The 15,981-nt window shown below is 39.3% G+C and carries 12 protein-coding genes and 1 riboswitch; of the genes, 9 read left to right on the top strand and 3 right to left on the bottom strand.

What is annotated here, in order from left to right; all coding sequences use genetic code 11:
• Positions 1–336: 336 nt before the first annotated feature.
• From ACI48O_RS15030 to ACI48O_RS15020, 3 genes are read right to left on the bottom strand one after another with little or no spacing between them, the layout of a single operon-like run.
• On the bottom strand, positions 337–1,989 hold the full coding sequence (locus ACI48O_RS15030; RefSeq protein WP_435562643.1) for a b(o/a)3-type cytochrome-c oxidase subunit 1: 1,653 nt from the start codon (positions 1,987–1,989) through the stop codon (positions 337–339).
• Positions 1,989–2,465: a cytochrome c oxidase subunit II gene (locus tag ACI48O_RS15025; protein WP_435562642.1), complete on the bottom strand. Its 477-nt coding sequence runs from the start codon at positions 2,463–2,465 to the stop codon at positions 1,989–1,991. The genes ACI48O_RS15030 and ACI48O_RS15025 overlap by 1 nt, the downstream gene beginning before the upstream one ends.
• Positions 2,466–2,489: 24 nt before the next feature.
• A complete protein-coding gene (locus tag ACI48O_RS15020) occupies positions 2,490–2,645 on the bottom strand; it encodes a cytochrome c oxidase subunit 2A (protein ID WP_435562641.1) in 156 nt (51 codons plus the stop codon).
• Between the two features lie 355 nt (positions 2,646–3,000).
• Positions 3,001–3,102: riboswitch (purine riboswitch) on the top strand.
• A 333-nt stretch (positions 3,103–3,435) separates the two neighbouring features.
• On the opposite strand from ACI48O_RS15020, the gene ACI48O_RS15015 reads away from it, so the two are divergent.
• From ACI48O_RS15015 to ACI48O_RS14975, 9 genes are all read left to right on the top strand, one after another.
• The gene (locus ACI48O_RS15015) at positions 3,436–4,029 is read left to right on the top strand and encodes a xanthine phosphoribosyltransferase (RefSeq protein ID WP_435562640.1); all 594 of its coding nucleotides are present in this window, start codon (positions 3,436–3,438) and stop codon (positions 4,027–4,029) included.
• Entirely contained in the window at positions 4,029–5,339 is a 1,311-nt protein-coding gene (locus ACI48O_RS15010; RefSeq protein ID WP_435562639.1) for a nucleobase:cation symporter-2 family protein, read from the top strand. Before ACI48O_RS15015 ends, ACI48O_RS15010 begins: the two co-directional genes overlap by 1 nt.
• 740 nt (positions 5,340–6,079) lie before the next feature.
• Positions 6,080–7,165 (top strand): type III polyketide synthase, encoded by a 1,086-nt coding sequence (locus ACI48O_RS15005; RefSeq protein WP_435562638.1) that lies wholly within the window; start codon positions 6,080–6,082, stop codon positions 7,163–7,165.
• Complete coding sequence (locus ACI48O_RS15000; protein WP_435562637.1) at positions 7,165–7,707, top strand: isoprenylcysteine carboxyl methyltransferase family protein; 543 nt, start codon at positions 7,165–7,167, stop codon at positions 7,705–7,707. The genes ACI48O_RS15005 and ACI48O_RS15000 overlap by 1 nt, the downstream gene beginning before the upstream one ends.
• Before the next feature lie 341 nt (positions 7,708–8,048).
• Positions 8,049–11,705 (top strand): dynamin family protein, encoded by a 3,657-nt coding sequence (locus tag ACI48O_RS14995; protein ID WP_435562636.1) that lies wholly within the window; start codon positions 8,049–8,051, stop codon positions 11,703–11,705.
• 44 nt (positions 11,706–11,749) lie between these two features.
• A complete protein-coding gene (locus ACI48O_RS14990; RefSeq protein WP_435562635.1) occupies positions 11,750–11,947 on the top strand; it encodes a hypothetical protein in 198 nt (65 codons plus the stop codon).
• Positions 11,944–12,780: a sulfurtransferase gene (locus tag ACI48O_RS14985; protein WP_435562634.1), complete on the top strand. Its 837-nt coding sequence runs from the start codon at positions 11,944–11,946 to the stop codon at positions 12,778–12,780. Before ACI48O_RS14990 ends, ACI48O_RS14985 begins: the two co-directional genes overlap by 4 nt.
• 432 nt (positions 12,781–13,212) lie before the next feature.
• A complete protein-coding gene (locus tag ACI48O_RS14980; RefSeq protein WP_435562633.1) occupies positions 13,213–14,601 on the top strand; it encodes an aminotransferase-like domain-containing protein in 1,389 nt (462 codons plus the stop codon).
• 126 nt (positions 14,602–14,727) lie between these two features.
• Complete coding sequence (locus ACI48O_RS14975; protein WP_435562632.1) at positions 14,728–15,933, top strand: aminotransferase-like domain-containing protein; 1,206 nt, start codon at positions 14,728–14,730, stop codon at positions 15,931–15,933.
• Positions 15,934–15,981 lie beyond the last annotated feature (48 nt).

Genomic DNA, 15,981 nt, shown 5'->3' with positions numbered 1-15,981 from the left:
TCACCGGCGAAAGCTTAAATGCCGAATACCTAGTAAAATATTTAAAAGAAAAATACAGCAGTATTTATCAGCTTTAAGATTAATTTTTAAACAAAAGGCTCTGTTCTATTTGGCTGTTGATTTCCGCTCCAGGTGCTCCCTTTCCGCGGGGGAGTCCGGGAGCCTCCTCGGCGCCATAGCGCCTGTGGGGTCTCCCGTGACACCTTCTCCCGCAGGAGTCTCGCACCTTCCGCTCCAATCAACAGAGTGCTCAAAATCAACATTGCGCTTTAACACAGCCAAATAAAAAAACCGCTTTGGATTTCCAAAGCGGTTTTCCTTTTTGAAGCCTTTATTTTACCAAGGTTTATATCCTGGTGATCCGACAGGTGAGTTCTGAATGATATCTGTAAGTGGAACAGTATAAGCAAACACGATTAGTAATGCTGCTAATCCAAGCCAAATTTTCCAATTCTCAAATACGGCTGGAGTTGGCTCAGCATTTTCATCCACTTCACCCATAGGAAACTCTTGAACACCTTTAGGCGCAAAGAAAGCAAGTCTGATAAAAATGTAAACCATTAATATTACTGAAATAAATAGGATACTACCGCCAACCGCTTGAGCAATTTGATATGGAATCCATTCAGCTGCTTGGGCTGAACCTGCATAGTCAGAAAATGCTGAGCGGCGAGGAGCACCAAGTAAACCTGCGGCGTGCATTCCTCCAGACATGAAGGTCATGCCGATTGCCCAAAGAACACCTTGTAGAATACATAATTTATTCATAGCCTTTGTAAGGACTCTACCAGTTAAATGCGGAACTAACCAATAAGAAACACCAAAGAAAGTAATCACAACAGCTGTTGCAACAGTTAAATGGAAGTGACCAGTAACCCAAACAGTATTGTGGACAACTTGGTTCATTTGGTGAGAAGCGTTAACCATACCACCTGCACCGGCAGGAATGAAAGCAAGCATTCCGATGAACGGTACAACAAAACGAGCGTCTCCCCAAGGAAGCTTTTTCACCCATCCAAACAAACCTTTTGAGCCTTTTGAACGACCATAGGTTTCAAATGTGGCAAATAACGAGAATGCTGTCATTAAAGACGGAATAACAACTAAGAATGTTAGAACAACCTGTAAGAATTTCCAGGCTGGATCAATACCAGGCTCAGTTAATTGGTGGTGGAACCCTACTGGGAATGAGAATAAGATAAAGAGCAAAAACGATAGTCGTGCCAGTGAGTCAGAGAATATCTTTGCACCAATTACTTTTGGAATGACGGTATACCATGCCATATAAGCCGGTAATAACCAGAAATAAACAAGTGGGTGACCGAAATACCAGAATAAAGTACGGCTGACTAATACGTTAACAGTTGGAACTAATTCTAATGACCAAGGTAATAATTGAATAAGAACAGTTGCGGCTACGCCAAGTGTTGCGATATACCATAACATCGTATTTACAAGCGACATATAGGTCATTAATGGGCTTGTTTTACCTGGATTAGCTTTACGCCATTTCACATATGTAGCACAGATCGCAGCACCATCGATCCAACTTCCTACAACAACAAGCGTTAATCCAACATAATAAAGTGGATGTGCTTGTAAAGGTGCATAAAAAGTATATAGGACTGTTGCCTGATTTAAGAGAATCATTACAGCGGCTAATACTGTTCCTGCTGTCATAACCCAAAAACCAATCCAACCGGTTCTGCGGGCACCGTCTGAATAAGCACCTGACGATGCGCTTGTAGCAGAATGCTGGAAGCCCATAATAAAGAACGTTGTTAATACTAGACCTAATAAAACACCATGAACAGTTAATATTTGATAGTACCCAATACCTGCAGGCAATGTAAATTCACCAGAACGGACCCAAGTTTGTAAAAGTCCTGCAAGTCCCCCGATTGCCAATGCAGTAAAGGCTACATAAAAATGAGCCATAGCCAATTTACCATCACGACGGTCAACTTTGATCACTGATGGATTATTCATTATTCAACCACCTCGATTTTCGACGTCATCATGTGATGACCCATACCACAATATTCATTACACACAATAGTGAATTCTCCTGTTTTATTAAATGAAGCAACATATTCACTTATAAAACCAGGTTCTACCATCATATTTACGTTAGTCCCTGCGATTTCAAATCCATGGATAACATCCTTTGTAGTGACCATAACTTTAACTTTTGAACCTTTAGGAATCTCTACAGCTCCAGGATTGTAATTAAACATGGACGCAACAATAACTAACTCGTAGTCCCACTCTTTTCCTTCTACTTTTTTAAGGCCTGGCTTATCAAATGGTGCTGTTGTATCAACTTTTGCTGGATCAATGGTATTTAAGCAGCTTGGTGGTTGATTTCCTAAATAAAAAGCACTTACCCCTAATACCGATAAGAATACGATTAACATCGCTATCCCGAAAATTAGCCAAACCTTTTCAAACTTATGGATATGCATGGCTTTTTTTCCCCTCTCCCTCTTCTACAAACGATCTGCGTACATAAAATAAACTCCTGCCCAAGTACCTATAAGGACTAATGCGACTAAGAAAACGGAAACCAATGTTCCTTTTAAATATTGTTCTTCTTCATGTTTAATCGGTGCATTGGTTTTATTTCCAAGCTCCGTTTTAGCCATAGCCTTACACCCCCTCATTACATTTTGGAAATATTTGATGATTACACTTTCATCATACCGAACAATAGAGAATATTCCATATTGTTTGAATAAGTTCACAAAATGTTCAATTAATGAATTACCATTATGGGTATAGTGTAAACCTGAAACTTCGGTGATTTATGTCACATTTAATTGTGAGAAAATGTGAATAAAATGTGAACTCAAAAGTAATTGTGAATAAGTAGAAAAGGTTTCCATTGGCTTGCCAAAGCGTTTTTGGTTGATGGGTGTAGGGTGGGTAAACTCGGAATAAGGGAATAATTTAATATATTTAAGGTTTACGAGAATAAACTATATTGATATAATAACTTTAAATTTCATACGGTAACTAACTCATATAATCGCGGGAATATGGCCCGCAAGTTTCTACCGGATTTCCGTAAAAAATCCGACTATGAGTGAGCAATATGAACAAGGACGATCATTGATGTTCGTTCTTTTCATTTCCTTTCCTTTTATTTATTAGCCTAAAGGTATTGTCTCACTCATTATTTGAGTGCAGATGCCTTTAGGCTTTTTTGTTTTTTTAAAAGAACAATGTTGATTTTGAGCACGTTGTTGATTGGAGCGGAAGGTGCGAGACTCCTGCGGGAGAAGGTGTCACTGGAGACCCCACAGGCGCAATCGCGCCGAGGAGGCTCCAGGACTCCCCCGCTGGGTCGCTGAGCACCTGGAGCGCAAATCAACAGCCAAAATTAACAGCCTATTTTTTAAAAATAACATTTACGAATAGGGAGGGGATCACATAGTGGAAGCATTGCAACGAAAAATCGTAAATGAAGGAATCATATTATCAGATACTGTTTTAAAGGTAGATTCATTTTTAAACCATCAAATTGACCCTTTATTAATGATGGAAATTGGCAAGGAATTTGCAGAACGTTTTAAAAACGAGGCAGTCACAAAAGTATTAACGATTGAATCTTCGGGTATTGCACCGGGTGTGATGGCAGCGATGATGCTTCATGTACCACTTGTTTTTGCCAGAAAAAGAATCTCATTAACGATGTCAGAGGACTTACTTACCAGTCAAGTCTACTCATTTACAAAGCAGGAGACGAATGCCATAGCGGTGGCTAATAAGTTTTTAGCAGCCAATGACCGTGTGCTCATCATTGATGATTTCTTAGCGAATGGGCAGGCAGCCCTTGGTTTGGCTGATATCGTAAAGCAAGCAAATGCAGAAGTAGTTGGTTTTGGAATTGTGATAGAGAAATCGTTCCAAAACGGAGGCATGCTGCTTCGGGAAAAAGGGTATCGAGTGGAATCATTAGCTGAAATTGAATCTTTGCAAAATGGGCAAGTGCAATTTTTAAACAGACAGGTGGAGGAGTTATTATAATGAAACAACAACCATTAAAAATTACCTCATTAGCGATTCAGCACGTATTAGCGATGTATGCGGGCGCGGTAATCGTTCCATTAATTGTGGGCGGGGCTTTAGGGCTCTCCGGCGAGCAATTAACCTACTTAGTTTCAATCGACATTTTAATGTGTGGAATCGCAACAATCCTCCAAGTTTGGCGCAACCGTTTCTTTGGAATTGGCCTTCCGGTAATGTTGGGATGTACGTTTACTGCAGTCGGGCCGATGATCGCAATTGGGGCTCAATATGGTGTTTCGGCTATTTACGGTTCAATTATCATTTCTGGACTAATTGTTGTCGTGATTGGCAAGTTTTTTGGTAAGCTTGTCCGGTTTTTCCCGCCGGTTGTTACGGGATCGGTCGTAACAATTATTGGAATCACCCTTATCCCTGTTGCAATGAATAATATGGCTGGTGGACAAGGCAGCGCCGATTTTGGATCGTTATCTAATCTATCATTAGCATTTGGAACACTTGCATTCATTTTATTACTATATAAATTTGCAAAAGGCTTTATCCGATCTATTTCTATATTATTAGGTCTTGTCGCAGGGACAGTCATTGCATCTTTAATGGGCAAGGTAAATTTATCAGCAGTTGGAGACGCTTCGTGGGCTCATCTTCCGAAAATGTTTTATTTTGGTACACCAACATTTGAAATTACTCCAATCCTAACGATGACGCTTGTTGCATTGGTTAGTTTAGTTGAATCAACAGGTGTCTACTTTGCTTTATCTGATATTTGCAAGAAAAAGCTGTCAGATGAGGATCTAGCGAACGGATACCGTGCAGAAGGATTAGCGATTATTCTTGGCGGGTTATTCAATGCCTTTCCGTACACTACCTATTCTCAAAACGTAGGCTTAGTACAACTATCTGGGGTAAAAAGCAAATCGGTCATTTACGCAGCAGGCGCATTTTTAGTTGTATTAGGACTCGTTCCGAAAATCGGTGCATTAACAACTGTTATTCCAACTCCAGTCCTTGGCGGAGCCATGGTTGCCATGTTTGGTATGGTCATCGCATATGGGATTAAAATGTTAAGCAAAGTCGAGTTCGCTTCTCAAGAAAACCTGTTAATTATTGCTTGTTCAGTCGGTATGGGCTTAGGAGTAACCGCAGTACCTGATTTATTTGCAAAGATTCCTGAAAACATCCAAATCTTAACAGACAATGGCATTGTAGCCGGTAGCTTAACAGCGATTCTTTTAAATATTGTCTTTAACGTTTTTCCTGCAAATAAAACAGCCAAGCTAAATAACTTAGCAGAGCAAGAAGTTTTATAGGTTTTTATTATCCTAAAAATCAGTCACGTTTCTGTTTTTAATGAATATGTTAAAACAAACTGTTCATTTGACAGGAAGTGACTGATACGTAATGGAAAAATATTATTGTGAACGTTGCAGACTTTTATATGACGATATAAAAAAATGTGATGTTTGTGGAGAATTAGCCGAAAAGAAGATCTTCATTGAAGTTCAAAATCAGGGGAATAAAAAGAAATAATCAAATTGGGAGTCATACAGGAAAAATTTTCATCGTGACCAAACTAGGGGCTTAGGATTATAATAAAAGAGCACAACAACTTCTTCAAAACGTTCATGCTTCCTTCAATCGAGGGAAGCTTTTTTTTGTTTTAGGCTGTGTTAAACTTGACTGTTGATTTCCACTCCAGGCGCTTGCTTTCCGCGGGGCGGGCGGTGAGCCTGTCTAGCTGCAGCGGCTAGGGGCTCGGGGTCATAAGCCAAGCCGTCAAGAAGGTCAAAGAACGACCTTCTTGACGGCTCGTCTTATGCCTGTCGCCCCTGGGCAAGCCGCTTCCGCTTTTCCTTCTCCTCGGAGCTAAAGCTCCTGTGGGGTCTCACCTGTCCCGCTGCTCCCGCAGGAGTCAAGCGCCTTCCGCTCCATTAACACTGAGCTTTAACACAGCCTTGTTTTTAATCCTCGCGGTTTCTTCTTTTCTTTTACATAACCCCCTATATTTCTGGAGAAAATAATCAAACTGATTTGGTAAGGAGAGGGTTCAATGCCATTTATTTTGTCAATTGGCGATGCTGTTCCGCAATCAGTGATTGAGCAGCAGCATGCTATGGAGTTTGCTGCAGAATTATTTTCTGAATCGTTTAAGGATATTGAACGTTTGCTGACAGCTTTTCAAAATGGCCAAATTGAGAAACGTCATTTGGTCAAACCACTCGAATGGTACAAGCAAGATCATTCCTTGGCAGAAAAGAATAATGCCTATATCGATGCCGCGATCATGTTAGGAATAGAAGCAATTGACAATTGTTTAACAAATGAGGATTTCCTTACCGAAACATTCGCTTACGAAGAGATTGAAGCCATTTTTACTGTATCTACCACAGGTTTAGCAACACCAAGTATTGAAGCGAGAATCATGAATCAATTGTCCTTTACACCACATACGAAAAGAATTCCGCTTTGGGGATTGGGCTGCGCCGGTGGAGCGTCCGGTTTATCCAGAGCATACGAATATTGTCTGGCCTATCCAAAGGCAAAGGTTCTCGTATTATCAATCGAATTGTGCAGTTTAACGTTTCAAAGAAACGATCGTTCAAAAAGCAATTTAATCGGGACATCCTTGTTTGCAGATGGTGCCGCTTGTGCATTAGTCTGCGGAGACCAATCAAATGCCAGAACGTATCAAAAAAGGAAAGCATCCCCTCAAATTCTCTCAACCCAATCTACCCTTATGCGACAATCACTTGATGTTATGGGCTGGGATGTTAGAAATGAAGGCTTATATGTAGTCTTCTCAAAGGACATACCAACCATTGTAGAAAAATGGTTAGAGCCAAATGTTTGTGAGTTTTTAACCAAAACCGGAGTGGAATGGAACAGTATTAACCATTTTATCGCCCATCCAGGAGGTAAGAAGGTATTAGAAGCGTACATAGAAGCACTTAACCTTCCTGCTTCGATGATTGACATACCTCTTGAAATTTTAAAGAACTTTGGAAATATGTCCTCAGTAACCATTCTGTTTGTTTTGAAGAAGATTATGAAAAAAGCTATCCAAGGTGATGTTGGACTGGCGACAGCTTTAGGACCAGGATTCAGCTCAGAACTGCTGTTATTAAGGTGGGAATAATGATGAATTTATTTTACGGATTTATTTCTATTATCGCCATTCAACGCTTGCTGGAGGTTGGACTGGCAAAGAATAATGAAAAATGGATGAAGGCTCAAGGTGCAGTTGAATTTGGTCAAGACCATTATCGATTGATTGTATCGATGCATGTGTTATTTTTTGTTGGATTGTTCGTTGAGGTAACCCTTTTGAATAAGTCCCTGTCTAAGCTGTGGCCGTTTTTAGTAATGTTTTTCTTAGCCGCACAAGCGGGAAGAATTTGGACGTTAACGACACTGGGAAGGTTTTGGAATACGAAAATAATCGTTCTCCCGGATGCCAATCCAATCCAACAAGGTCCTTATCGGTTTATTAAACATCCAAACTATTGTATTGTCTGCACAGAGCTCTTCGTAATTCCGTTGATGTTTAATGCATATTTTACAGCGGTTATTTTTTCCCTTTTAAATCTTGGAATGATGTCGATAAGAATCCCGATCGAAGAACGGGCGCTTGCTCAGCTAACAAACTATAAGCCTTCTTTTTGGGGACGAACCGAGTAATACTAAAATAAATTATTAAGTGTGATAAAGTTCATTGAAAATGTTTATCACTCGTGCTAATATAATAAATGAAAATCATTATCATTCACATTCACCTAAGGTGGTGTTACATATGCTATCAGTAATTATCTTATCAACTATAGTTGGCTATTCATTCATGATTAAATATGTATTAAATCATGTTGCCAAACCATCACAAATAAAATAATTTTCTTTATCTTTCGCCTAGGTCAAAAGCCTGGGTTTTTATTTTTTCAATGAAAATGCATTTATATAGGAAATGTTAGAAAAGTCTGATAAAATAATGTGATAAAGAAAATTAGGGGGCAAGGGGTATAAGTATGGTACAAATTGTCAAACAAAAAGAGCAAACTTTACTTGGAAAGGTTGCTGCTTTATACGATCTTTTTAAACAAAACGATGATGAACAAACAGCTTCAAGAGCAGAGCAGTTAGCAAAGAAATTAAAACAAAGTGAATTTTCGATTGCATTTTGTGGTCATTTTTCGGCTGGGAAATCGACGATGATTAACAGGTTAATAGGGGATAACCTGCTTCCATCAAGTCCGATTCCAACGAGTGCGAATCTTGTCAAGGTGAAAACCGGAGAAGAATATGCAAAGGTAATTTTCAAAAAAGGGAAGCCGAGAGTTTACTTAGCTCCTTATGATTATGAAAAAGTAAAAACATATTGTAAAGATGGCGACGAAATCGAAGCCGTTGAAATTAGCCATAAAAATGCAAGTCTGCCGAACAACGTTATGATCATGGATACACCGGGGATTGATTCCACTGATGATGCGCACCGGATTGCAACCGAGTCAGCACTTCATTTAGCAGATCTTATTTTTTACGTGATGGACTATAATCATGTCCAATCCGAAGTCAATTTCCTTTTTACAAAGGAATTAACCCAGGCAGGGAAACAATTATGTTTAGTCATTAATCAAATCGATAAACACCGAGATGAAGAATTAAGCTTTGCTGATTTTAAGGAAAGTGTATCGCAATCATTTGCTTCTTGGGGAGTAAGACCTGAGCAAATTTTCTACACTACTTTAAAAGACCCGGATCATCCAGAAAACCAATTTGCTGATTTACAAGGGCAGCTCCATGCAAAAATTGCGGCTCGTGAGGAAAGTCTTCCGAACACAATCTATCAGTCGCTCGTTAAATTAACAGCTGACCACTTAAAAATGATCAAAGAACGTGATGAAGAAAAAATCAGCACACTTGAAGAACAGCTTTCTGCGATGAGCGAGGAAGAACGCGACAATTTACAGAATCGGATTGCTCAAGTTGAAAATGCACTTCAAGACATGGCGAAGGCTGTTGAAGAGGCGGGCCAAGCCTTTAATGAGGAAATTGACAGCATCTTAGATAATGCTTACATTATGCCTTTTCAAACAAGGGAGTTGGCACAATCCTATATAGAAGCGAATCAGTCTGATTTCAAAGTCGGTCTCTTTTTTGCCAAAAATAAAACCGAACAAGAAAGACAACAAAGACGTGAACGTTTATTTCAAGATTTATCCGAAAGAGTGAAGTCGCAAATCGAGTGGCATTTGCGGGAATTTGCGCTTAAAACATTAAAGGAAAGCGGTACTGAACAGCCTGAATTAATTGAAGCCGCCCAATCAGTTAAAGTTAACTTAGACGATGAACTTCTTGAAAAGAATTTAAAGCCAGGGGCGAGACTTTCTGGTGAATATGTTCTTAATTATACGAATGATGTAGCGAATTCAATTAAAAGGCTTTCGAGAAATAGCATGGCCGAAATGAAGGCGCTTTACCTTCAGGAATTAACTAAGAAAAATTCTATTGCAGTGAGCAAGTTAAAGGCGGAGCTTGCCGAATTAAGTGAATTTCAAGCTGCTCTCATTCAATTAGACTCCTTTTTCTCGCATCATGAACAGATCGCTAAGACAATTGAACGAGCATTAAATGAACAAATGGATTTAACAGTATTCTCACAATTAGCCGAAGCGATTTCAAACGATTCAGAAGAGGAAGTAGAAGTGGTTCGTAATTCATTGGAAGATGCTGAAGCAAAGGAACAAAAAACAGATTCTTCTATATTAATTGAGCTACCACAATCAGACTCAACAACTGTCATTTCTAAACAGCAAGTGGAGAAAATCGTTTCACACCTGCGGTTTTCAGGACAAAGTATTCATTCCATTCCCGGATTGGATAAGATTTCAGCTGAATTAAAGGTAAGAGCGGAACGTCTGGAAAGTCAACAATTTACGGTTGCCTTGTTCGGAGCCTTCAGTGCAGGAAAGTCTTCGTTCGCTAACGCTTTGATTGGCGAAAAAATCTTGCCTGTTTCACCAAACCCTACAACAGCAGCCATTAATAGAATAAAGCCAGTCGATGAGAGTCACCCGCATGGAACGGTGTTAGTTAAACTAAAAAATCCAGAAGTGCTCCTCGATGATGTAAGACGATCATTGGAAGTTTTTGATTTTGATGCGGCCCATTTTGCAGCAGCTTTATCTGCGATTGAAAAAGTATTAGGGACAGAGGAACATTTAGATGCCTATAGCAAGGTCCATTATGCCTTTTTAAGAGCATTCTATAATGGCTACAGCAACTATGAATCTCGTCTTGGTCAAATAATAGAAACAGATTTAGCAGCATTTCGTGATTTTGTGGCTTTGGAAGAAAAGTCATGTTTAGTAGAATGGATTGATGTTTACTTTGATTGTCCGTTAACAAGAGAAGGAATCACTTTGGTAGATACTCCAGGGGCTGATTCAATCAATGCCCGCCATACCAATGTTGCTTTTGAATACATTAAAAGTTCAGATGCCATTCTCTTTGTAACGTATTACAATCATGCCTTTTCAAAGGCTGACCGTGAATTCTTAATTCAATTAGGCCGGGTAAAGGATACCTTTGAGCTCGATAAAATGTTCTTTATTATTAATGCGATTGATTTGGCCAATAGTGAGGAAGAAATGTCAACCGTTATTGAATATGTTAAAGATCAATTGGTTGGTTATGGAATAAGAAAGCCAAACATGTTTGCGATTTCGAGTTTACTGGCGATTCAGGAAAAACTAGGGCAGCTAAGCTCTAATGCTTCACGGATTGAACAGTTCGAAAATGCCTTCTACCATTTTATTTCCGGAGATTTGAAGGAAATGGTAGTCGATGCAGCTAAGGCAGAACATGCCCGTGCTGTTCAAATTTTAAACCAAATGATTTCATCTGCTCAGGAAGATAAATCAGTAAAAGAGGCAAAACGTTTAGCGGCGATTAGCGAGCATGAAGAAATGCACAAATTCATTGGCGAACAATCGGATGCCTTCTTGAAGAAGCGGTTAACCCAAGAAGCAGATGAACTTCTCTACTATATTAAGCAAAGAGTCTTTTTCCGCTTTGGTGACTTTTTTAAAGAATCGTTCAGTCCGGCCGTGTTGAAGGAAGACGGTCGCAATATGAAAAAAGCGCTGCAAATGGCATTGCAGGAATTAATCGAATCCATTGGGTTTGACTTTTCCCAAGAGATAAGAGCCACTACGTTAAGATTAGAGGCCTTCATCGGAAAAATATTAAAGGATCGCTATCAGCACCTTACTGAGGAACTACGGGAAAAGAATGAGGGTCTATCTTTTTCTCCGTTTGAGTCACAAAAAATGGACGGTCTGAAGGTTGAAACTGCCTTCCAATCTTTAGATATGAAGATGTTCCAAAAGGCACTTTCTTTCTTTAAAAATGCAAAATCCTTCTTCGAAAAGAATGAGAAAAAATTGATGCAAGAAGAGCTTGAAACGGTGCTCGGAACCCCTGCAGACGATTACTTGCAATTTGAAGGGGAGCAAGTAAAGGCTTTTTATATTAGTGCCCTTGAACAGGAAACGGCTAAAATGATTACCCATATTTCTGAGCAAATTGATGAATATTATGAAGGTGTGATTGCCTCTCTTAGCGATGAGTTTCCAATTGAAACATTATTGGAAGTGGATAAGCAAATCAGGCATTTTAACTAATCTTTGTTACTAGAATACTCTCGTGTTTTCAATTAGGGGGAGCCATGAACAATCGTTTTCATGCTTGTGCAACATGTGTTCATTTTAAAATGGAAAAAAAGCAAATAGGGATGAAGTACTTCTGCGGCAGGCTGGGCTATAGTACCCAGCCCAACTATCAATTCCAATGCTGGACACCGAAGGAACATGTTCAGAGGTTAATGGAAAAAGGGGCCAAAGATCAAGGAGGGCAAGTATCGTGAGAGCAATAGTCGATAACGAGTGGTTGAAGCAACATTTATCCGATCCTAAAGTTAGGGTTGTAGATTGCCGGTTTTATCTCGGCAAACCGGATGAAGGAAAGAAGGAATACTTAGCTGATCACATATCCGGGGCGGTTTACTTGCACCTCGAACATGATCTATCTGCTCCTGTAACAGACCATGGCGGAAGGCATCCATTGCCAGATATTAACGAGCTCAAGGGCAAACTTGAACAGGCTGGGATTGATTCAGATACGACAGTCATTGCTTATGATCAAGGAGACGGAGCCTTTGCGGCAAGGTTATACTGGCTGTTAAACTATCTTGGTCACGGGAAAGTGGCCGTATTAAATGGAGGCTATGCGGCATGGAAAGAAGCAGGATACCCAGTTGATAATGAAATACCGTCTTACCCAGCCGCTTCCTTTGACGTTCAAATTAATCAAGATATTATCGCATCCTTTCAAGATGTCAAACAAGTGGTTTCAGACAACAATGGTGAGATTGTGTTGATCGATTCACGCGATCCAAAAAGATTTCAAGGCATTGAAGAACCAATCGATAAGAAAGCAGGGCACATTCCTGGTGCGGTTAATAAGAATTGGGTCGAGGGCTTGGAAAAAGGATTTTACAAAACTGCTTCAGAACAGGAAAAGCGGTTTGAGGAATATTCCAAACAGCAGCCTTTAATCGTTTATTGCGGCTCAGGTGTAACAGCGACCCCCAATTTTATTGCGCTTAAAGAAGCCGGTTATGAAAATGTAAGGCTGTATGTCGGCAGCTTTAGTGATTGGATTTCCTATGATGAAAATGAGGTTCATACCGGAAAATAATCATGTGAATTAGAGAAAATGACGTATGTTTTTGGCATACGTCATTTTTTTACCTTGGAGTGCAGGTAAAGTGGTTTCTTTATATGAGCGGACATATAATCTGTTATTTTGATAAAAAATGTGCTTTTAGAGAGGTTAGCGGACACCAGATTCTTTATTTGTGAATAAATGCTGATTATTCACTTGTTTAGTCATAAATAAGAAACTCTGTGTCCTTTAATTGCAATAAAAAGCAGGAATGTATCAAAATAAGGTCCTCTGTGTCCGCCCGATCATCTAACTTTCTTACGGCTACCGAAGCAAAAATGATATTAATGTGGAAAATAAGATTGTGAAGAAATGCTATTAAAGTGGTTAGTACAATAAACGGTCCAAAGCATATAATTAACGATGTACATATATTAAAAAATTGTCTGAAAAAGGAAGCTTATCATGCCGATTAATTCTTTCGAAAACTATCCGATGAGCTGGAGGCCATTGATTGATAAAACTCAAAAGCCTATTTATCAAGCACTCGCACGGCAATTGGAACAGGATATCTTAAACGGAGTTCTATTACCTGGAACAAAACTTCCTCCTCAGCGAGAATTGGCCGACTATTTGGATTTAAATTTAAGTACCATATCAAAGGCTTTTAAAGTTTGTGAGTTAAAGGGCTTGCTAAGTGCAGCTGTCGGCAGTGGCACATTTGTATCGTATGATGCGTTATCGAATGTGTATTTACTTCAGGATACAAAATCGAAGCATTTAATTGAAATGGGAGCTACACTACCAGATAATGCTTCTTACGAGCCACTGCTACTCCAATTAAAAAGTATGCTTCAAGACACGGATTATCAAAAATGGTTTGGTTATGGTCGGTCTGGCGAAAACCTTTGGCAAAAGGATGCTGCAATAAAGCTAATCCGAAGAGGTAGGTTTGAAACAACCGCTGATCACATTTTATTTGCAAATGGGGGGCAAAATGCGATTGCTGCTACATTGGCAAGTCTTTGTCAGCCTGGAGACCGCATTGGTGTTGACCAGCATACGTACCCTGGCTTAAAAACGGTTGCCGCAATGCTTAGTGTGCAAATCGTACCAATAAAAGCAGAGAACGATGAAATGAGTCCAACATCCTTTGAATATGCGTGTAAAAATGAAAATATTAAAGGCATTTACTTGATCCCAGATTATCATAATCCGACAGCTTCCTTTATGTCTGTTAAGAATCGAAAAATGATTGCAGCCATTGCCAAAAAGTATAATCAGTTCATTATTGAAGATGCATCGTATCATCTTCTAAACAAACAACCACTTCCGGCAGTCGCATCATTTGCCCCGGAACAGGTCATCTATATTGCAAGTTTATCGAAAGTCTTAGCACCAGGGTTACGACTAGCCTATATAGCCGTGCCGAGTCAATTCAAGGAGAAGATTTCAAAGGCACTTTATAACTTAAATATAACAGTGTCCCCGCTATTAGCAGAACTGGCAGCACGAACGATTGTATCAAATCAACTTGAAGTCTTAATTGAGGGTCATCGGCAGCAAACCATTCTCAGAAACCAACTCGTAAATCAATATTTGGCAGACTATACGTGCCAGGGTGATGAGACAGGCATCTTTCGTTGGCTGCTATTACCAGGCAAGATTACAGGTGCTGAATTTGAAACGTTAGCTGCACAACAGGGGGTACAAGTGTATGCGGCTGAACGTTTTGTAGTTGGAAATAGTTGTCCAGAGCGTGCTGTAAGGGTTTCTGTCTGTGCACCAAAAACGATCAAAGAGCTTGAGCAAGGATTGATGATTCTTAAACGTTTGCTAAACGACCTTACCTAATATTGTTCGCCATACAATTATAATATTGTATGGCTTTTTTGTGCGTGTTATGATGATTCAAACTATTTGGGCAGGTAGCGATCAGAGTAAGGAAAATGGTAAAAAATAAAAAAGGGGTAGTTTTAAATGAAAAATAAATATGCTGAGAGAGCTCGTTTAGTAAAACCTTCTGAGACACGTGAAATATTAAAAGTAACAGAAAGACCAGAAGTTATTTCTTTTGCGGGAGGTCTGCCAGCACCAGAGTTGTTTCCAGTAGACGCTCTTAAGATTGCATGCAACGCTGTATTGAATAAAGAAGGTGCGGCTTCTCTTCAATATAGTACAACGGAAGGATATATTCCTTTAAGGGAAGCTATTAGTCAAAGAATGAAATCCATTGGGATCAACACGACTGTTGAAAATATTCTTATCACATCAGGATCCCAGCAAGCAATCGACCTCACCGGAAGATTATTTATCAATGAGGGAGATATTATTATTTGTGAAAGCCCAACCTATCTTGCAGCAATAAATGCATTCAAGTCATATAATGCCAAATTTGTTGAAGTAGCGATGGATGATGATGGAATGGTTATGGAAGAGCTGGAGAAAAAGTTGCAAGAATATCCTAACACAAAATTTATCTATACGATTCCAGATTTCCAAAACCCTACAGGTCGCACATTAAAACTCGAAAGACGAAAAAGAATGATTGAGCTTGCTAATCAATATGATGTACTGATTATAGAGGATAATCCCTATGGGGCTGTAAGATTTGCTGGAGACGCACTCCCACCTGTAAAACATTTCGACACAGAGGGTAGAGTAATTTATATGAGTACGTTCTCAAAGATTTTTACTCCTGGCCTTCGACTTGGATGGATATGTGCAGACGATTCTTTCATTGATAAGTACGTTGCTTTTAAGCAAATAGCTGACTTGCACACTGATAGCTTTGCTCAAAGAATTACAGCAAAGTATATGGAACTTTACGATATCGAAGAGCACATTAATAAAATCAAAGCTGTCTATAAAGAAAGATGTACGGTTATGTTATCTTGTATTGAAGAATTTTTTCCAAAGCATTTGTCTTACAGTAAGCCGGAAGGTGGATTATTTATTTGGATTGAGCTTCCTGATTCTGTAGATTCGGGGCAATTATTCGCTGAATGTTTGGAAAATAATGTTGCGTTTGTTCCTGGTGCCCCATTTTTTCCGAATGGAACAAAGAAAAATGCTTTACGTTTAAATTATTCGAATATGCCTAAAGACAAAATCATTGAGGGCATGAAGCGTATCGGAGAGGTATTACATCGTAAATTAGAAAAAGAAAGGAAATTTCCAGTCTAATGATTATAGCAAACATGATATAATAAACTTTGCTATTCATTAATTGGA

This window comes from Neobacillus terrisolis, assembly GCF_051233475.1.
In the GTDB taxonomy this organism is placed as follows: domain Bacteria; phylum Bacillota; class Bacilli; order Bacillales; family Cytobacillaceae; genus Bacillus_BU.
This window is presented reverse-complemented; position numbering and strand designations above follow the sequence as displayed.